Origin of the sequence: Cronobacter sp. JZ38, assembly GCF_008932145.1 — a bacterium.
Classification (GTDB): domain Bacteria; phylum Pseudomonadota; class Gammaproteobacteria; order Enterobacterales; family Enterobacteriaceae; genus Cronobacter; species Cronobacter muytjensii.
The window spans coordinates 2,568,755-2,586,702 of sequence record NZ_CP017662.1; the positions used below are offsets into that span (position 1 = coordinate 2,568,755).

The following is a 17,948-nucleotide window of genomic DNA, read 5'->3' on the forward strand; positions in this document are numbered from 1 at the left end:
CCACCGCCGTTTTCGGACGGCGGCAGGGCCGCCGTATGCCTGAAAACTGACAACAATAAGAGAGTCCCCCATGAAAAAGATGATGGTACTGCCCTGCGTGTTTAGCCTGCTCGCCCCCTGCGCGATGGCGGAATTAAAAGTGAATACGCCGCAGGGCGACCTGAAATTCTACGGCGACGTGGAATTTAACGTCGATGCGGCAAGCCGCACCGGTCAGCTCACGTCGCTGCGCACTTCCGACGATAAAGACTGGAAGCCGGGCGATAACGAGAAATGGGACGTCAACGGTCGCATTCTGCTGGGCGTTGACGGCTATCGTGAGAAAAACGGTAATTTCGCCGGGTTCACGGTGCAGCCGCTGGCGGATCTTTCCGGGCATACCAACCTTGATGACGCGGCGTTTTACTTCGGCCAGCCGCAGGCATGGAAAATCAAAGTGGGCCGTTTTGAAGCCTACGATATGTTCCCGCTCAATCAGGACACCTTTATTCAGTACTCCGGCAACACCGCCAACGACATCTACGGCGACGGCTTTGGCTATGTCTACATGATGAAAGAGGGCCGGGGGCGCAGCAGCAACGGCGGCGCGGTGCAACTGAGCGGCGAATATGGCAACTGGTATTTCGAGCTGAACAACATGGTGAAAGACGGCACCACGCTGTTTGCCGACGATGCCTATCACGGCAACGCGCTGGAGAACAAAAAGAACGTCATCTATATGCGCCCGGTCATCGCCTGGCGCGACGATCACGTCTCTGCGGCGGTGGCGATGGAAACCAACGTGGTGAGTAACGCCTATGGCTATAACGACGCCCAGGGACGGTTTCAGGATCAGTCAGACCGCACCGGCTACGGCGCCACCTTTACCTGGAACAGCCTGAAAAACGACCCGGACGACGGCACCGTGATTAACCTCAACACGGCCTATATGGACGCCACCGATGAAACCGACTTCAGCGCCGGGGCCAACGTCCTGTGGCGTCATCTGGAGCTCGGATATATCTACGCCCATAACAATATTGATGAGTTCAATGTGTCGAGCGTCGGCGAAGAGGACGGCCAGCTAAAATACCCGGGCAAATATGACATTCACACTGTGCATCTCTCTTATGGCTTCACCAACGTGATGGATATGGACAACTTCAATATCTATCTCGGCGCTTACTGGTCGCAACTGTCGCTGAAAGACAGTGAGTACGATAACGAAGGCGATAAAGACCGCTACGGCGCCCGCGTCCGCTTTAAATACTTCTTCTGACGCCCTCGCCCCTTCGCGCCAGCGGAGGGGCCAAATATATTTTCCGCATTTAGATAGCGATTTTTGTTGGTTCTCATCCCCGACGCCCTGCGTTTTTATAACGTCGAAAGACAGTTAATAACAACGGACGATAAGGGATATTCACCATGCATTTTTCCATTACCGCGCGCGGCGTGGCGCTCGGCCTCGCGTTTGGCCTGATAGCCACAGCCAGCGCCTCGCCGGTGAAAGGCGGCACGCTGATTTATCTGGAGCAGCAGGCGCACACCACGCTCTACCCGCCCGCAGGTGGTTTTTACCCCAACGGCGGCATCCTGAACCAGATAACCGATAAGCTCACCTGGCAGAACCCGAAAACGCTGGAGATAGAGCCGTGGATAGCGCAGTCCTGGAGCAGCAACGCGGATAAAACCGAATACACCTTTAAAATCCGCCCCGGCGTGACGTTCTCTGACGGCACGCCGCTTGACGCGAGCGCGGTGGCGAAAAACTTCGATACTTACGGGCTTGGCAACAAGGCGCAGCGCCTGCCGGTTTCTGAAGTGATTAACAACTACCAGCGCAGCGAAGTCATCGATCCGCTCACCGTGAAGTTTTACTTCAGCAAGCCTTCGCCCGGCTTTTTACAGGGCACCTCGGCGATTGGCTCCGGGCTGGTGTCGCTCAGTACGCTCGCGCGCAATCTTGATGAGCTTGGCGACGCGCGCCATATCATCGGCTCCGGCCCGTTTGTGGTGCAGAGCGAGACGCTGGGGCGGGAGGTGAATCTTACCAAGCGCAAGGATTACCAGTGGGGGCCGCAGAACAGCGCGCAGCAAGGCCCGGCGAATCTCGACGGCATTAAGATAGTGGTGACGCCCGAAGACAGCGTGCGCATCGGCGCGCTGCTGGCAGGCCAGGCGGACGCCATTCGCCAGGTGCAGGCATATGATGAAAAACAGGCGGCCGACCAGCAGTTCCCGGTGTATGCCGCGCCGACCCGCGGCGTCAATGACAGCCTCGCCTTTCGCCCCGCCAACCCGCTGGTGGCCGATGTGAAAGTGCGCCAGGCGCTGCTCCATGCGACCAACGCCCGCCAGATTGTCGACACGCTCTTTTCTCCCCACTATCCGGTCGCCACTTCTGTGGTGGCGAAAAGCGCGCCCGGCTACCGCGATCTAAGCGCCAGACTGACCTTTGATCCGGCGCTGGCTAACCGTCTGCTGGACGAAGCGGGCTGGCAAAAAGGCGCGAACGGCATCCGGGCCAAAGCGGGACAGCCGCTGAGCCTGACGGTCTATGAATCGCTGCCGCAGCCGCAGAATAAAGAGGTGCTGCAACTGGTGGCGCAGCAGTGGAAACAGGTGGGCGTGCAGCTCAACGTTCGGGCGGGCGACGCGGGCACCAAAGCGCAGGACAGCCTCGACCCGGCCAAAACGCCGGTTAACGTGGTGGAAGTGGGCCGCGCCGATCCGGACGTCATCAAAAGCCAGTTTCACCCGTTGAACCGCGACGCGCTGCTGCAAAAAGGCGGTCTGAGCCAGAAAACCGATTTTATCGACGACAAGCTTAATGCGCTGCTCACCACCATCGCCTCGGAGGTCGACCCGCAAAAACGCCTCGCCGCAGCGGGGGAAGCGCAGGCGTATCTCATAGATAACGCCTATATCATTCCTGTCTTTGAAGAGCCGCAGGTCTACGCCGCCGCGCCGTGGGTGAAAAACCTCACGTTTGAAGCGGTAGGCCGTCCGAGCTTTTACGGCGTCTGGCTGGAGAAACACTGATGGACGGGCGTTATCTCGGCGCGCGGGTTGGCCAGGCGCTGCTGGTACTGTGGGCAAGCTTTACGGTCTCGTTTGCGCTGCTGCAACTGCTGCCGGGCGATGCGATCGCCATTAAATTTCAGAACCCGGAGCTTGGTCTGAACGCGCAGCAGATAGCGCAGATGCGTACCGCCTACGGGGCCGACGCGCCGCTGTGGCGGCAATATCTTGAAAGCCTCAGTGGCGCGCTGCGCAGCGATTTCGGCTTTTCGCTCCAGGCGGGCGTACCGGTGAGCGCCCTGCTCGCCGCAAGCCTCCCCGCCACGCTGCGCCTCGCCGCGCTCGGGTTTACGCTGGCGCTGGTTATCGCCGTCCTGCTCGCCGCGCTCTCAACGCTGAGCTACGGGCGCGTGCTGCGCCGGGCGTTCGCCGCGCTGCCGTCGCTGTTTGTCGCGGTGCCAACGTTCTGGCTTGGGATCACGCTTATTCAGCTTTTTTCTTTCCAGTGGCGGCTGATCCCGGTGATTAATCCGGGCTTCTGGGAGGGGCTGATACTGCCGGTGATGACGCTTGCGGTGCCCATCAGCGCCCCGCTGGCGCAACTGTTGATTCGCAATATTGACGTCGTCATGCACCAGCCGTTTGTCACCGTCGCGCGCGCCAAAGGCGCCAGCCACCGCGGCGTGCTGTGGCGTCACGTGGCGCGCAACGCCATGCTGCCGGTGCTGACCGTCGCGGGCCTGCTGCTGGGTGAACTCATCGCCGGCGCGCTGGTGACTGAAACCGTGTTTGGCTTAAACGGGCTTGGGCAACTGACCCGCGACGCGGTGAACAATCAGGATCTGGCGGTGTTACAGGCGATTGTGCTGGTGGCGGCGCTTGGGTTTGTTCTCATCAATCTGCTGGTGGATCTGCTCTATCCGCTGCTCGATCCCCGGCTGTCGCTATCGCGGAGGGCCGCCTGATGACCATACTTGACCTCTCGCACGTCCGGGCGCGCCGCACGCGCTTTCTGCGCCCCCTTTCTCTGCCGCCAGGGCTGACGCTCGCCTGGCTGACGCTTTTGCTGGCCGCGCTGTGGGCGCTCTTTCCGTCCCTTTTTACCGCGTTTGATCCGCTCACCGGCACGCCGGGCGCGCAGCGACTGCCGCCGGGAGCCGAACACTGGCTCGGCACCGATCAGCTTGGGCGCGATCTTTACGCCCGGCTGGTCTGGGGCGCATCGCATACGCTGAGCGGCGCGCTGGTGGCCGTCGCGCTGGGGCTTGGCGCAGGCACGCTCTATGGCGTCATCGCCGGTGCCGCAGGCGGGCGCGCCGAACAGTGGCTGATGCGGCTGGTGGATGTGTTGCTCGCCATCCCTGGCCTGCTGCTGGCGCTGTGCGTCATTATTCTGCTGGGTTTCGGTACGGTCAACGCCGCGCTGGCGGTGGGCGTCACCTCGGTGGCGAACTTTGCACGCCTCGCCCGCGCCGAAGTCGTCCGCGTGCGGCATACCGATTATGTCGAGGCGGCCTTCGCCTGCGGCGGCACGTTCTTCAGCACGCTGTGGCGTCATATTCTGCCTAATTCGCTGACTTCGGTGCTGGCCTTTGCGGCGCTCCAGTTTGGCAACGCCATTCTTGCGCTCTCCACGCTGAGCTTTCTCGGCTACGGCACACCGCCGCCCACGCCGGAATGGGGGCTGCTTATTGCCGAAGGGCGCAACTATCTCTCAACCGCCTGGTGGCTCACCACCTTTCCCGGCCTTGCGGCGATCGCCGTGGTGCTGGCCGCCAATACCCTTAGCCATCACTACACCCGGAGAGCATGATGAGCGAACCTGTACTGAATGTGCGCAATCTTAGCCTCGGCTGGCGTCACGGGCGCGACGTGCGCCGCGTGGTTCATAACGTCTCTTTTTCCGTCGCTCCCGGCGAAGTGCTGGCGATTGTCGGCGAATCCGGCTCCGGCAAGACCACGCTCGCGCAGACGATTATCGGGCTTGCCGGCGAAAACGGCGTGTGGCTGGGCGGCGATATTTACCTGAACGGCGAAACGATAACGCGGGCGAACGAGCGGCGGATGAACGCGCTGCGCGGCAACGTTATCAGCCTGGTGCCGCAGGACCCCGGCAGTTCGCTGAACCCGGTGAAAACCATCGGCGATCAGGTCGCGGAGGTGTTAGCGCTTCACACGGCGCTTAGCCGACGCGCACGTGACGCAGAGGTGGTGGCGCTGCTTGCGCGCGTCGGCCTGAGCGAACCGGCGCTGCGGGCGAAACAGTACCCGCACCAGCTCTCCGGCGGGATGAAGCAGCGGGTATTGATAGCCATTGCGCTGGCGCTGAAGCCCGCGCTTATCATCGCCGATGAGCCCACCAGCGCACTGGACGTCACGGTGCAGGCGCGCATTCTCGATCTGCTGGATGAATTGCGCCGTGACGCCGGCACCGCCGTGCTGTTTATCACGCACGATCTGGCGCTCGCCGCCTCGCGCGCCGACCGGCTGCTGGTGTTTCGTCACGGCGAGATTCAGGAGCTGGGGAGTGCGGCGCAAATCACCCATGCACCGCGTGCGGCCTATACCCGGCAGCTGTTTGCCGACGCCCCGGCGTTTGCCGACGGCTTTCGGACGCGCCAGGCGCCAAACGGCCCACCGGCTGCGGAGATCCGCGCGCTGACGCAGCGCTGCACGCTGAGCGGCAGCCATACGCTGACCGCGCTGGATGCGGTAAACCTGACGCTGGAACGCGGCCTGACCCATGCGCTGGTGGGCGAATCCGGCAGCGGAAAAACCACGCTGGCGCGCATTTTGCTCGGCTTTCAGACGCCCGCCAGCGGCACGGTGACGATTGACGGCGTCGACGTTAACGCCACCGACCGCGCCGCGCGACGCCAGCTGCGCCAGACCATCCAGATGGTCTGGCAGAACCCGTTTTCGTCGCTCGACCCGCGCCAGAGTCTGTTTTCCATTATTGAGGAGCCGCTTCGCAACTTTACACGCCTCTCCCGCGCGGCGCGGCGCGAGAAGGTCTATGACATGGCCGCACGCGTGGCGCTGACTCCTGAGCTGCTGGCGCATAAGCCGCACCAGCTCTCCGGCGGTCAGCGTCAGCGCGTGGCGATTGCCCGCGCGCTCATCCCCGGCCCGCAAATCGTCATTCTTGATGAGGCGACGTCAGCGCTCGATGTCACCGTACAGGCGCAGATCCTGACGCTGCTTGAAACCTTGCAGGATGAGCTTGGCCTCACCTACCTGTTTATCTCCCACGATCTGGCGACCGTGCGCCGCTTCGCGCATCAGGTCTCGGTGCTGCGCGCCGGAAAGATTGTGGAGCACGGCGATGTCGCCACGGTCTTCCGCGCGCCGCAAAACGACTACACGCGCCAGTTGCTTAACGCCATTCCGGCGCCCCGCCCGTTTAATAAGGATGTCGCATGACAACAAAACGCTTAGGTTTTTTCACCCGCCTGCTGGACCGCGTCAGCGCGGCCGAGCGCTACCGGCTGGCGAGCGAGCAAATCCTCCATGCCGAGCGCAGCGGTTTCGACACCGCCTGGGTGGCGCAGCATCACTTTCATGAAGCGGAAGGCGGGCTGCCCTCGCCGCTGCTGTTTTTAGCGCACGTGGCGGCGCAAACCCGGCGCATCCGGCTCGGTACGGGGATCATTACGCTGCCGATGGAATCGCCGCTGCGCGTGGCGGAAGACGCCGCCGTGCTGGATGTGCTGAGTGACGGGCGCGTGGAGCTGGGGCTTGGCTCCGGCGGCACGCCCTCCTCATTTCCGCCGTTCGGGCTGCGAAGCGAGGAACGCGGCGAAGCCTATGGACGTCATCTGGCGCTGCTGCGTGCGGCGCTGAATGATGAGCCGCTGGCGGGCACCGATAATCATCTCTACCCGGCGGCGCGCGGGTTGCGCCTGCGGCTCTGGCAGGCGACGTTCTCGGTTGACGGCGGCGCGCGCGCCGGACGCGCCGGTGACGGGCTGATGCTGTCACGCACCCAGCCACGCCCGCCGGGCGAGCCGGATATGCCGCTGGACGCGCTGCAAAACCCGATTATCGATGCTTATCTCGATGCGCTGCCCGCCGGCGTCACGCCGCGCATTATGGCCTCGCGCACCGCGTTTGTGACCGATAGCAGCGACGACGCCCGCCGCTTCGCGCAAACCGGGCTGGCGGCTCAGGCAGCGCAGTTCCGCGCCCAGGGCCATCGGCTCGCGGGCGAAACGCTGGAGGATTATATCGCCGCGTTCGATGTGCATCTCGGCACGCCGCAGGAAACGCTCGCCACGCTGTCGCGCGATACGGCGCTCGCACGCGCCACCGATCTGTCGTTCCAGGTGCACTCCATCGATCCGCCGCACCCGTTTATCTTGCGCTCCATCTCGCTGCTGGCGCAGCAGGTGGCACCCGCGCTGGGCTGGAAACCGGCCGCGCCGGGCGTTGATGCCTCCACCCTTAACCCGATCAAGGAAACCTTATGACCCGCTCGCCCGATCTTCTCGATACCCTGGCGGATATCGCCCCCGGCTCTGCGCTGGCGCTGGCGCGCGCCGCCCGCGATGCCGCCACGTTAAATATTGCCCGCAGCCGCGAGGCGCTGTTTAACGGCGCAAGCGATCTTACCCGCGCGGAGCGCCTGCATCTCGCCCGCGAGGTAGCGCGCTGGCATGAGGATGAGGCGCTGTATGCGCACTATTCGGCGGCGCTGAAAGACGGACTGGCACCGCCAGCGCGCCTCTCTGCCGCGCTCGGCCATGCGGAGATCCTCACCTTTCATCCGGTGCAGGCAACCGCGCAGGAAATCGCGGCGCTGACCGAAGCCGGGTTCAGCGAAGAAGCCATCGTGACGCTCGCGCAGGTGGTGGCGTTTGTCAGTTTTGAGAGCCGACTGCTGCGCGGCTACCGGTTGATTAACGGCGGACGCGTGGCGGGCGAAACGGCCCTACCGCCCGCGGGCCGCTGGCATACCACGCCCACAACGCACAGTGGACAGCCTGCCCCGACCGCCTTCACGCAGGATGAACTGGGCTGGGAGCCGTGGCTTGAACCGAAAGCGCTCGCCGCCTTCAGCCCGGACGAGCAGGAGACGCTGCGCCGTTTCGGGCATCAGGATTCCGGGTATTTTCGCCTGCTGGCACGTAACCTGCCCGTGCTGGAAGCCCGGACGCTGACGGACAAAGGGATTTTCTACACGCCAGGCGGGCTGGCGCGGGCGGAGCGGGAGCTGGCGGCGACGGTGGCGAGCAAAGTGAATGGCTGCATTTACTGCGCCTCGGTGCATGCCCGCAAGGCAAGCCAGCTCTCAAAAGATAACGACGCGGTGCAGCGGCTGCTGGAGGTCGCGCCCGGCGAGAGCCTGAGCGTCGGGCAGTCGGCGCGCTGGCAGGTGATTATCGATTTCAGCGCCGCGCTGTCGGCCACCCCCGCCACGGCAGGCGCGGCACACGTGGCCGCGCTTCGTGAGCGGGGGCTGACCGAACTGGAACTGCTGGATCTGGTGCAGGCCACGGCGTTTTTCGCCTGGGCCAACCGGCTGATGCTGACGCTCGGCGAGCCTTTTATTCCGGCCTGACCTGCCGCCGGGCGCGCGGGCGCCCGGTTATTGCGCGTTAAACGGGCTGTGATTATTCAGCACGGCGTCAATAACCTGTAGCGCGCCGCTCTGGTTGTTGGAGCCGGTCGCAAAACGCGCCGTCTCTTTGACCTCTGCCGCCGCGTTGTCCATCGCGAAGGAATATTTCGCAAGGCGCAGCATTTCGAGATCGTTGGCGCTGTCGCCTACCGCCACGCAGGCGTCCGGCTCAATGTGCCAGCGCGCCATCAGTCGCTCAAGGCCGCTGGCTTTGTGCGAGCCGGGGATTATCAGATCGACAAAGCCGTAGCCGCTGGTGACCGGCTTCACGACGCCTTCCAGCTCGTTGTGGAGATTCTCAATCAGCGCCGGGATCTGGTCATCCGGCAGGTTGAGCGAGAATTTGAAAATGATGTCGTCGATAGCGAAGAGCGAGTCAACCGGCTTGAGCCGGTGATAATGCTTCGACATCAGGCTGATAAACGCTTCCGGCGCGCCCGCCTGGTAGTAGGCGCTTTCCAGCCCGCAGACCACATAGTTGAAATCGCCCTGCGCCGAGAGCGTCGTTATCACCTGATGATACTGCTCGCGCGTCAGCTCGCCGTGATGAATGCGCTCGCCGTGGTCGTAAACCAACGCGCCGTTTTCTGCGACAAAGGCAATCTCATCTTTGATCTCCGGAAAGAACGAGATGAGCTGGTAATACTGGTTGCCGCTCGCCACCACAAACTTAATGCCCTGCTGCTTCAGCGCCGCATATTGCGTTGTAAACCTCTCTTTGTCGTACTGTTTGTTATCGTTAAGAAAGGTGCCGTCCATATCTACTGCGATGAGCTGAATTTTCATACTGCCTCATTTAATCGTTATCACATCAGCGGCTCATGCTATCACTGTTTTATCAGCTTTCCATATGAGTAAAGGTGGAATCATTTTCATATGAAAGCTAACGCGACAGCGCGTTGCAAGTTGACTATAGCGGAAACTGGCGCGCGGCGAAGCAGCAAGGGGGATGAGAACAGAATGATGACCGGGCGGCGAACGCCCGGTGCGGTTAGCGGCTGCGCTTGGCGTGGCGTTCCCAGTTTTCCTGCTTCGCCTCGGCGGACTTTTTCAGCGCCACGTAACAGGCGCCGCTTCCCCCGTGATGGGCGAGCGCGGTGCAAAACGCCTGTACGTCGTCAAGCTCGGTGAGCCAGCGCGCCAGATAGCTGCGGATGACATTCGCATGGGAGTTATCCTCACGCCCTTTGCCGTGAATGATAAGCAGATTACGCAGCCCGTCGCGCTTCGCCTGATGGATAAACGCGAACAGCATCTGACGACACTGCTCCACCGGCTGGCGCAACAGGTTCAGGCTCGCCTGCTGGGTATATTTGCCGAGCCGCAGTTTATCCAGCACGCCCTGCTGCAACCCCTCGCGGCGAAACTCCAGCGGCTCCTTAAGCGGGATAAGATCCAGAAAACCGGTCGTGAGCGGGTTGTCGAGCTGCAGCGTGTCGATGCGCTGCGCCGGACGGCGGTTCTGCGGCTTCAGCCACGGCGTGGCGTCAGCGTTTTTCAGGGGTTTGACATCTTCCATGGCGTCAAGAAAGAGTGATTTGTCGTCAGGGTTCACGGTCAATCCTCCGGGACGTCTTCAGGGCGCACACTATAGCCTCCCTTTCAGAATGGCTCAATGCGCAGCAAGAGGGGGAATATTTTCATCAGGCGCAGCGGCGCTGCCTGCGGGTTATCCTCGCGATGACGAGGGCGGCTAAATCATCAACAACGCGGTTATCGCCAGGATAGCGGGATCACATTATTTCGTTTCCGCTCAGGAGAGTGTTAAATATCTGTGAATAAAATCACCCCGCCGCTGTGACAATATGCTTTCCTGTTGCTATATATTCATTATCCGCATGTTAAGGAATAATAATAGCGGTAACAAAGCCTGGAAGCGCTGCTGTGTGTACTGTAGGGCCTGAATATGATGTCTTCAGGCTCTATTTTTTATTTTCCAGAAAAAATAAACCCCGCTGTGTTTTTTCTGGAAATGCCGCAGCATCAGGTTTTTGTTTATCCCGCGCTGAGGCGCTCATAATGCGCCGGGCGCGCCTTTTTGATGGCCGCTTCAGGCAACGGAATACCCGCATTTCCTCTTCCCGCTCCTCCTGTGGCGGTATGGTGAGCGCCCCGCCGCCATGCTATTTTTGTCGCCTCAACAAGGAGAACGCCAATGCTGACTTTACTGGAAGACAACATCGACACGCCGCTCGGCCCTTTGTGGGTGATTGCCGATGAAGAGATGCGCCTGCGCGCCGTCGAATGGGAAGAACACAGCGACCGCATGGAGCAACTGCTGGCTATCCACTATCGTCAGGAAGGCTTTCGCCGCGTGAGCTGCGAAAACCCCGGCGGGCTGAGCGACCGCCTGCGCGCGTGGTTTGCAGGCGATCTTACCGCCATTGACGACCTGCCCACCGCCACTGCGGGCACGCCGTTTCAGCGGGAAGTCTGGCAGATGCTGCGCACCATTCCCTGCGGTCAGGTGATGCATTATGGCGAGATGGCGCAACGGCTGGGACGTCCGGGCGCAGCTCGCGCCGTGGGGGCGGCAAACGGCGCCAACCCCATCAGCATCGTGGTGCCCTGCCACCGGGTTATCGGGCGCAACGGCACATTAACCGGGTATGCGGGCGGCGTGGCGCGTAAAGAGTGGCTGTTGCGCCATGAAGGGTATTTGCTGATTTAATTTTCCCTGTAAAATAATATTTTTTGGGAATTATTAAATCCGCCGTAATTCAGATGGATGGCACTAAACGTCAGATTTAAACAGGATCTTTTAGATAATTGCGTCTTAGCCGGATTTACCTGTACGGTCAAAATATGTTAAAATTGACCAATATCAATTAAGGCTTGAGCGAACTTATGATCCCGGAAAAGCGAATTATACGACGCATTCAGTCTGGCGGTTGTGCCATCCATTGCCAGGATTGCAGTATCAGCCAGTTGTGTATCCCTTTTACCCTGAATGAGCATGAGCTTGATCAGCTCGATAATATTATCGAGCGTAAAAAGCCCATCCAGAAAGGGCAAACGCTGTTTAAAGCGGGCGATGAATTAAAATCGCTGTACGCTATCCGTTCCGGCACAATTAAAAGCTACACCATTACCGAACAGGGCGACGAGCAGATCACCGGCTTTCACCTGGCAGGCGATCTGGTGGGTTTTGACGCTATCGGCACTGCGCATCACCCAAGCTTCGCTCAGGCGCTGGAAACCTCAATGGTCTGTGAAATCCCGTTCGAGACGCTCGACGATCTCTCCGGGAAAATGCCGAGCCTGCGCCAGCAGATGATGCGCCTGATGAGCGGCGAGATCAAAGGCGACCAGGACATGATCCTCCTGCTCTCCAAAAAGAACGCGGAAGAGCGCCTGGCGGCTTTTATCTATAATCTGTCGCGCCGTTTCGCGGAACGCGGCTTCTCCCCGCGCGAATTTCGCCTGACCATGACGCGCGGCGATATCGGCAACTACCTGGGCCTGACCGTCGAAACCATCAGCCGACTGCTGGGGCGTTTCCAGAAGAGCGGTATGCTGGCCGTGAAAGGCAAATATATCACCATCGAAAACCACGAAATCCTGGCGGAACTGGCCGGACAATCGCGTAACGTGGCATAAGCTTTTCCCCTCCCGCCGGATCGTTAAATTTTCCTGATTTATTGATCCGGCTGGGAATTCTCTCCTGTTTCATTCACATCTTATGGGTTACTCTTAAACGACAAACTGTGGGTATGCAGTTGTAAGGAGACCCTGTATGGCAAGGTATCAAAACGTGCTGGTGGCCATCGACCCCAATCAGGATGACCAACCGGCTCTACGGCGTGCAGTTTATCTACACCAGCGAATTGGCGGGCGCATTAAAGCCTTTCTGCCGATTTATGATTTCTCCTATGAAATGACTACGCTTCTGTCGCCTGACGAGCGCACCGCAATGCGCCAGGGCGTCATCAGCCAGCGCACCGCGTGGATCCGCGAGCAGGCGAAATATTACTTAGACGCAGGCGTTCCCATCGACATCAAAGTGGTCTGGCATAACCGCCCCTTTGAGGCCATCATCCAGGAAGTGTTGAGCGGCGGTCACGATCTGCTGCTGAAAATGGCCCACCAGCATGACCGGCTGGAATCGGTGATTTTCACCCCGACCGACTGGCACCTGCTGCGTAAATGCCCCTGTCCGGTCTGGATGGTGAAAGACCAGCCGTGGCCGGAAGGCGGCAAAGCGGTGGTCGCGGTGAATCTCGCGAGCGAAGAGCCTTACCATACCGGCCTTAATGAAAAACTGGTGCGCGAAACGCTGCATCTGGCCGAACAGGTAAACCATACCGAAGTGCATCTGGTAGGCGCTTACCCGGCGACGCCGATTAATATCGCCATCGAACTCCCCGATTTCGACCCGAGCGTCTATAACGACGCGATCCGCGGTCAGCATCTGCTGGCGATGAAAGCCTTACGCCAGAAATTCGGTATCGGCGAGCGCCTGACCCATGTTGAAAAAGGGCTGCCTGAAGAGGTTATCCCGGATCTCGCGGAACATTTACAGGCCGGGATTGTGGTGCTTGGCACCATCGGGCGCACGGGCATTTCGGCGGCGTTCCTCGGCAACACCGCCGAGCAGGTGATTGACCATCTGCGTTGCGACCTGCTGGTCATCAAGCCGGACGATTTCCAGAGTACGGTGGAGCTGGATGACGAAGAGGACGATGACGACTGACGTCACTGCCACAAAAAACCCGCCGGTCGGCGGGTTTTTTATGGCCTGAACGCAGGCCCGATGCTTAAAAAAACCGCCAGCGAGCTGGCGGCTTTTCACTTTTTGACGCTTACAGCGCTTTCAGGATCGCATCGACGCTCGCTTTGGCATCGCCGAACAGCATCTGCGTATTCTCTTTAAAGAACAGCGGATTCTGAACGCCTGCGTAGCCGGTATTCATTGAGCGCTTAAAGACGATGACGTTCTGCGCTTTCCAGACTTCCAGCACCGGCATTCCGGCAATGGGGCTCTTAGGATCGTCCTGCGCGGCCGGGTTAACGGTATCGTTCGCGCCGATAACCAGCACCGTGTCGGTGTCAGCGAAATCGTCATTGATCTCATCCATTTCCAGCACGATATCGTAAGGCACTTTCGCCTCCGCCAGCAGCACGTTCATATGGCCCGGCAGACGGCCCGCGACCGGGTGAATGCCAAAGCGCACCTTGATGCCCCGCGCGCGCAGCTTCTCGGTGATTTCCGCGACCGGATATTGCGCCTGCGCCACCGCCATGCCGTAGCCCGGCGTGATGATGACTGACGTGGAGTTTTTCAGCATTTCGGCCGTCTCTTCGGCGGTAATTTCACGGTGCTCGCCCGCTTCTTCGCTCTCGCCGGTAGAGGAGCCATCCGTGCCGAAGCCGCCGGCAATCACGCTAAAGAACGAGCGGTTCATCGCCTTACACATAATGTAAGAGAGGATTGCGCCCGACGACCCCACCAGCGCGCCGGTAACGATCAGCAGATCATTGCTCAACATAAAGCCTGCGGCCGCCGCAGCCCAACCGGAGTAGGAGTTCAGCATGGAGACCACAACCGGCATATCCGCGCCGCCGATGGACGCCACCAGATGCCAGCCGAACGCGAGCGCGATAATCGTCATCACGAACAGCGCGAAGCCCTGCATGCCGGTGCTCCCGGTCTGCACGAAAATCAGCAGCAGAATGAAAGAGACCACCAGCGCCGCCAGGTTCAGCTTATGGCGGTTCGGCAGCATCAGCGGTTTTGAGGAGATCTTGCCGCGCAGTTTGCCAAAGGCCACCACCGAACCGGTAAAGGTCACCGCGCCGATGAAAATGCCGAGGAACACTTCGGTCAGGTGAATATTCACCAGAACCGGCGCGAGGCCCGGCTCATGGTGCAGATAGCTGTTAAACCCTACCAGCACCGCCGCGAGGCCCACGAAGCTGTGCAGAATAGCCACCAGCTCCGGCATTTCGGTCATTTCGACGCGTCTGGCAAGACGAATGCCGATAGCGCCGCCGATAGCCATCGCGATGATTATCCAGCCCACATTGCTGGCATACGGCCCGAAAATAGTGGCGATCAGCGCAATCGCCATCCCTGCGATGCCGAACAGGTTGCCCTGTCGTGAGGTTTCGTGTTTAGAAAGCCCCGCCAGGCTGAAAATAAAGAGAATTGCGGCGACGATGTACGCAGCCGTAACTAATCCTCCAGACATGAGTGACCCCTTAGTTCTTCCGGAACATTTTCAGCATGCGCTGAGTGACGGTGAAACCACCAAAAATATTGATGCTGGCAATAAGAATCGCGATAAAGCTGAAGAAGCTTATCCAGCCGCCATCGCCAATCTGCAGCAGCGCGCCGACCACGATAATCCCTGAAATCGCGTTCGTTACTGACATCAGCGGCGTATGCAGCGCATGAGAGACGTTCCAGACCACGTAATAACCGACCACGCAGGAGAGCGCGAAGACGGTAAAGTGGCCGAGGAACTCTTTCGGCGCGACGTTCGCCAGCCAGCCGAACAGGATAATGGCGAGCGCGATGAGCGCATATTTACGCCACGGCGACGCGGGCGCGGGCGGCTCTGCCGGCGCGGCTTTCGGTTTCGCGGCGGCGGCCTGCGGCTGCGCGGAAACCTGAATCGGCGGCGCAGGCCAGGTGACTTCGCCCTCACGGATAACCGTCACGCCGCGCACCACGACGTCATCGAAATCGACCACGACCGCGCCGTCTTTCTCTTTGCACAGCAGTTTCAGCAGGTTGACCAGGTTGGTACCGTAAAGCTGAGAGGACTGGGTCGGCAGGCGGCCCGGCAGATCGGTATAGCCAATCACTTTAACGCCGTTGGCGGTGACGAAAATTTCATTCGGCACGGTATATTCGCAGTTGCCGCCGTTTTGCGCCGCCAGATCGACAATGACGCTGCCCGGCTGCATCGAATCAACCATCTCGCGGGTGATGAGCTTCGGCGCGGGTTTGCCCGGGATAAGTGCAGTGGTGACGATAATATCCACCTCTTTCGCCTGGGCGGCGAACAGCGCCATCTCGGCCTTGATGAAGGCTTCGGACATCACTTTGGCGTAACCATCGCCGCTGCCCGCTTCTTCTTTAAAATCGAGTTCCAGGAACTCGGCGCCCATGCTTTGCACCTGCTCTTTCACTTCCGGGCGGGTGTCGAACGCGCGCACAATCGCGCCGAGGCTGTTGGCGGCGCCAATCGCGGCAAGGCCCGCGACGCCAGCGCCAATCACCATCACCTTTGCCGGCGGCACTTTACCGGCGGCGGTTATCTGGCCGGTGAAGAAGCGGCCAAACTCATGCGCGGCTTCCACAATAGCGCGGTACCCCGCGATATTGGCCATCGAACTCAGCGCGTCCAGCGACTGCGCGCGGGAGATGCGCGGCACGGAATCCATCGCCATTACGGTGACGTTTTTCGCGGCCAGTTGCTCCAGCAGTTGCGGATTCTGGGCAGGCCAGATAAAGCTAATCAGCGTCGTGCCGGGGCGCAGCAGCGCAATTTCATCCTCCTGCGGCGCGTTGACCTTGAGAATGACGTCCGATTCCCAGACCCCGGCGGTTTGCACCACGCTTGCGCCTGCGGCGATATACGCGTCGTCATCGAAACTCGCAAGCTTACCGGCATCGCGCTCCACCGCGACGCTGAACCCCAGCTTCAGCAGCTGCTCCACCGTTTTTGGGGTCGCCGCGACGCGGGTTTCCAGCGCCACCCGCTCTTTTGGTACACCAATTCGCATAGTATTCCCTTCCATCGATTTTTTAAGATGGTCTGTCACTCGCTAGCAGACGAAAACGCCCGGCGAAAAGCGTGGCGCCGTGGTATTCGCCATCCATATCGTTGTCACAAACTTTCTATAACCTACTGAAATAAACGCCTTCGATCTACCATCGGGCACAACTATTTAACAGATAATGAGTGAAAGTGTAGCGGCTGCGCCGTCTGACAGGGATTTTTGCTTAAAACTGGCGCTCAGCCGCTACGATTGTGCGCTTTGCGGCCGGTAAAAAACGATTCTGCACGGCTGGAGCGGCTTGGTTTAACAATGATTTAACTTAAAAAGTCATAAGCTTTATCAATTTTAGTGGTCAGTGGCCGATTTTCGCCATTCATAACCTGAAGTTATTTATCAACCGCAAGCGGCAGCATCAGGTGTGAAAAATGGCGCAGACATCCGGCACCTTTCAATGCAATAATCAACGACTAACCATTTACACACAGGCTGTATCAGTACCTGTTTTGCGCAAGGCGAAGGACAATTTTTATGAAGCTCAAGAACACCCTTCTGGCGACTGCCCTGTTTTCCGCGGCATCGCTGTCAGCTCAGGCGGCGACAGAATTAACGCCGGAACAAGCCTCGGCGCTGAAGCCGTATGACCGCATCGTCATCACGGGCCGTTTCAACGCTATTAATGAAGCGGCTACTGCCGTTTCTCGTCGCGCAGACGCTATGGGCGCGGCCTCTTTTTATATTCTCGACACCAGCGACACCGGCAACAGCGGCAACTGGCGCGTAGTGGCTGATGTATACCGCGAAAACGCGCCGAAAGCCGAGGCCCCGAAAAACCGCGTTATCAACGGTGTGGTTGAGCTGCCGAAAGACCAGGCCATCGCCCTTGAGCCGTACGATACCGTCACCGTACAGGGATTTTATCGCAGCCAGCCTGAAGTGAACGACGCCATCACCAAAGCGGCGAAAGCCAAAGGCGCCGCGTCTTTCTGGATTGTGCGTCAGGTCGACACCAACCAGGGCGGCAACCAGCGCATCACGGCCTTCATCTATAAAGCTGACGCGAAAAAACGTGTCCTGCAGAGCCCGGACGCCATTCCGGCAGACTCTGACGCAGGCCGCGCGGCGCTCGCCAAAGGCGGCGAAGAAGCCAAAAAAGTTGAAATCCCGGGTATCGCCACGACCGCAACGCCGAGCAGCGACGTAGGCCGCTTCTTTGAAACGCAGTCGTCGAAAGGCGGTCGTTACACTGTCACTCTGCCGGACGGCACAAAAGTCGAAGAGGTGAATAAAGTCACCGCCGCCCAGATGGTGCCCTTCGACAGCGTCAAGTTTACCGGGCATTACAGCAGTATGACCGATATCTCCTATAACGTGGCGAAACGTGCCGCGAAGAAAGGCGCGAAGTACTACCACATCACCCGTCAGTGGGAAGAGCGCGGCGGCAACATGACCATCAGCGCCGACCTCTACAAGTAAGCCCTCCTCTTTAAAAAAAGCGGCCCTGGCCGCTTTTTTTGTTTTTCCGCTACATTTTGTGTATGTCGCATTGCAAGCGAGCTTCGCACTCCGTAAAATCCCGCGCCTTAGTGCGATCCACCAT

Annotated in this window: 15 protein-coding genes; 11 read left to right on the plus strand and 4 right to left on the minus strand. The window is 59.8% G+C overall.

Going from position 1 to position 17,948, the window contains the following annotated elements; translation table 11 throughout:
• Nucleotides 1–70 precede the first annotated feature (70 nt).
• From BJP61_RS12280 to BJP61_RS12310, 7 genes are all read left to right on the plus strand, one after another.
• Complete coding sequence (locus tag BJP61_RS12280) at nucleotides 71–1,258, plus strand: carbohydrate porin (RefSeq protein WP_161578981.1); 1,188 nt, start codon at nucleotides 71–73, stop codon at nucleotides 1,256–1,258.
• A 146-nt stretch (nucleotides 1,259–1,404) separates the two neighbouring features.
• The gene (locus tag BJP61_RS12285; protein ID WP_171998457.1) at nucleotides 1,405–3,021 is read left to right on the plus strand and encodes a TIGR04028 family ABC transporter substrate-binding protein; all 1,617 of its coding nucleotides are present in this window, start codon (nucleotides 1,405–1,407) and stop codon (nucleotides 3,019–3,021) included.
• Entirely contained in the window at nucleotides 3,021–3,965 is a 945-nt protein-coding gene (locus BJP61_RS12290) for an ABC transporter permease (RefSeq protein ID WP_171998458.1), read from the plus strand. Before BJP61_RS12285 ends, BJP61_RS12290 begins: the two co-directional genes overlap by 1 nt.
• Nucleotides 3,965–4,813: an ABC transporter permease gene (locus tag BJP61_RS12295; protein WP_161578978.1), complete on the plus strand. Its 849-nt coding sequence runs from the start codon at nucleotides 3,965–3,967 to the stop codon at nucleotides 4,811–4,813. Before BJP61_RS12290 ends, BJP61_RS12295 begins: the two co-directional genes overlap by 1 nt.
• Complete coding sequence (locus BJP61_RS12300; protein ID WP_171999319.1) at nucleotides 4,813–6,423, plus strand: ABC transporter ATP-binding protein; 1,611 nt, start codon at nucleotides 4,813–4,815, stop codon at nucleotides 6,421–6,423. Before BJP61_RS12295 ends, BJP61_RS12300 begins: the two co-directional genes overlap by 1 nt.
• A complete protein-coding gene (locus tag BJP61_RS12305) occupies nucleotides 6,420–7,469 on the plus strand; it encodes a putative FMN-dependent luciferase-like monooxygenase (RefSeq protein WP_171998459.1) in 1,050 nt (349 codons plus the stop codon). The genes BJP61_RS12300 and BJP61_RS12305 overlap by 4 nt, the downstream gene beginning before the upstream one ends.
• The gene (locus BJP61_RS12310) at nucleotides 7,466–8,560 is read left to right on the plus strand and encodes an alkylhydroperoxidase domain protein (RefSeq protein WP_171998460.1); all 1,095 of its coding nucleotides are present in this window, start codon (nucleotides 7,466–7,468) and stop codon (nucleotides 8,558–8,560) included. The genes BJP61_RS12305 and BJP61_RS12310 overlap by 4 nt, the downstream gene beginning before the upstream one ends.
• A gap of 27 nt (nucleotides 8,561–8,587) precedes the next feature.
• Here the strand turns inward: BJP61_RS12310 and BJP61_RS12315 are convergent, their stop codons facing one another.
• Complete coding sequence (locus tag BJP61_RS12315; RefSeq protein ID WP_038863113.1) at nucleotides 8,588–9,406, minus strand: Cof-type HAD-IIB family hydrolase; 819 nt, start codon at nucleotides 9,404–9,406, stop codon at nucleotides 8,588–8,590.
• 205 nt (nucleotides 9,407–9,611) lie between these two features.
• Nucleotides 9,612–10,175: a DNA endonuclease SmrA gene (gene smrA / locus BJP61_RS12320; protein WP_038863114.1), complete on the minus strand. Its 564-nt coding sequence runs from the start codon at nucleotides 10,173–10,175 to the stop codon at nucleotides 9,612–9,614.
• 600 nt (nucleotides 10,176–10,775) lie between these two features.
• Here smrA and ogt point away from each other — a divergent pair.
• The 3 genes from ogt (at nucleotide 10,776) to uspE (ending at nucleotide 13,313) form a co-directional block, all read left to right on the plus strand.
• Nucleotides 10,776–11,291: a methylated-DNA--[protein]-cysteine S-methyltransferase gene (gene ogt, locus BJP61_RS12325; protein ID WP_038863115.1), complete on the plus strand. Its 516-nt coding sequence runs from the start codon at nucleotides 10,776–10,778 to the stop codon at nucleotides 11,289–11,291.
• Between the two features lie 176 nt (nucleotides 11,292–11,467).
• Entirely contained in the window at nucleotides 11,468–12,220 is a 753-nt protein-coding gene (fnr, locus tag BJP61_RS12330; protein WP_004385865.1) for a fumarate/nitrate reduction transcriptional regulator Fnr, read from the plus strand.
• Nucleotides 12,221–12,356: 136 nt separating this feature from the next.
• Nucleotides 12,357–13,313 (plus strand): universal stress protein UspE, encoded by a 957-nt coding sequence (gene uspE, locus BJP61_RS12335; RefSeq protein WP_038863116.1) that lies wholly within the window; start codon nucleotides 12,357–12,359, stop codon nucleotides 13,311–13,313.
• Nucleotides 13,314–13,422: 109 nt separating this feature from the next.
• On the opposite strand, the gene pntB is transcribed toward uspE, so the two are convergent.
• Entirely contained in the window at nucleotides 13,423–14,811 is a 1,389-nt protein-coding gene (gene pntB / locus BJP61_RS12340) for a Re/Si-specific NAD(P)(+) transhydrogenase subunit beta (protein WP_075192080.1), read from the minus strand.
• A 10-nt stretch (nucleotides 14,812–14,821) separates the two neighbouring features.
• Complete coding sequence (gene pntA, locus BJP61_RS12345; protein WP_171998461.1) at nucleotides 14,822–16,354, minus strand: Re/Si-specific NAD(P)(+) transhydrogenase subunit alpha; 1,533 nt, start codon at nucleotides 16,352–16,354, stop codon at nucleotides 14,822–14,824.
• Nucleotides 16,355–16,879: 525 nt separating this feature from the next.
• On the opposite strand from pntA, the gene ydgH reads away from it, so the two are divergent.
• Nucleotides 16,880–17,824 carry a DUF1471 family protein YdgH gene (gene ydgH / locus BJP61_RS12350; RefSeq protein WP_038863120.1) on the plus strand — a complete coding sequence of 315 codons (945 nt, stop codon included), beginning with the start codon at nucleotides 16,880–16,882 and terminating at the stop codon, nucleotides 17,822–17,824.
• The last annotated feature ends 124 nt before the right edge of the window (nucleotides 17,825–17,948 follow it).

What these genes read in the sequence shown, in the direction of transcription:
- BJP61_RS12280 (WP_161578981.1), top strand. Translation starts at nt 71, where the DNA reads ATGAAAAAGATGATGGTACTGCCCTGCGTGTTTAGCCTGCTCGCCCCC.
- BJP61_RS12285 (WP_171998457.1), top strand. Translation starts at nt 1,405, where the DNA reads ATGCATTTTTCCATTACCGCGCGCGGCGTGGCGCTCGGCCTCGCGTTT.
- BJP61_RS12290 (WP_171998458.1), top strand. Translation starts at nt 3,021, where the DNA reads ATGGACGGGCGTTATCTCGGCGCGCGGGTTGGCCAGGCGCTGCTGGTA.
- BJP61_RS12295 (WP_161578978.1), top strand. Translation starts at nt 3,965, where the DNA reads ATGACCATACTTGACCTCTCGCACGTCCGGGCGCGCCGCACGCGCTTT.
- BJP61_RS12300 (WP_171999319.1), top strand. Translation starts at nt 4,813, where the DNA reads ATGAGCGAACCTGTACTGAATGTGCGCAATCTTAGCCTCGGCTGGCGT.
- BJP61_RS12305 (WP_171998459.1), top strand. Translation starts at nt 6,420, where the DNA reads ATGACAACAAAACGCTTAGGTTTTTTCACCCGCCTGCTGGACCGCGTC.
- BJP61_RS12310 (WP_171998460.1), top strand. Translation starts at nt 7,466, where the DNA reads ATGACCCGCTCGCCCGATCTTCTCGATACCCTGGCGGATATCGCCCCC.
- BJP61_RS12315 (WP_038863113.1), bottom strand. Translation starts at nt 9,406, where the DNA reads ATGAAAATTCAGCTCATCGCAGTAGATATGGACGGCACCTTTCTTAAC.
- ogt (WP_038863115.1), top strand. Translation starts at nt 10,776, where the DNA reads ATGCTGACTTTACTGGAAGACAACATCGACACGCCGCTCGGCCCTTTG.
- fnr (WP_004385865.1), top strand. Translation starts at nt 11,468, where the DNA reads ATGATCCCGGAAAAGCGAATTATACGACGCATTCAGTCTGGCGGTTGT.
- uspE (WP_038863116.1), top strand. Translation starts at nt 12,357, where the DNA reads ATGGCAAGGTATCAAAACGTGCTGGTGGCCATCGACCCCAATCAGGAT.
- pntB (WP_075192080.1), bottom strand. Translation starts at nt 14,811, where the DNA reads ATGTCTGGAGGATTAGTTACGGCTGCGTACATCGTCGCCGCAATTCTC.
- pntA (WP_171998461.1), bottom strand. Translation starts at nt 16,354, where the DNA reads ATGCGAATTGGTGTACCAAAAGAGCGGGTGGCGCTGGAAACCCGCGTC.
- ydgH (WP_038863120.1), top strand. Translation starts at nt 16,880, where the DNA reads ATGAAGCTCAAGAACACCCTTCTGGCGACTGCCCTGTTTTCCGCGGCA.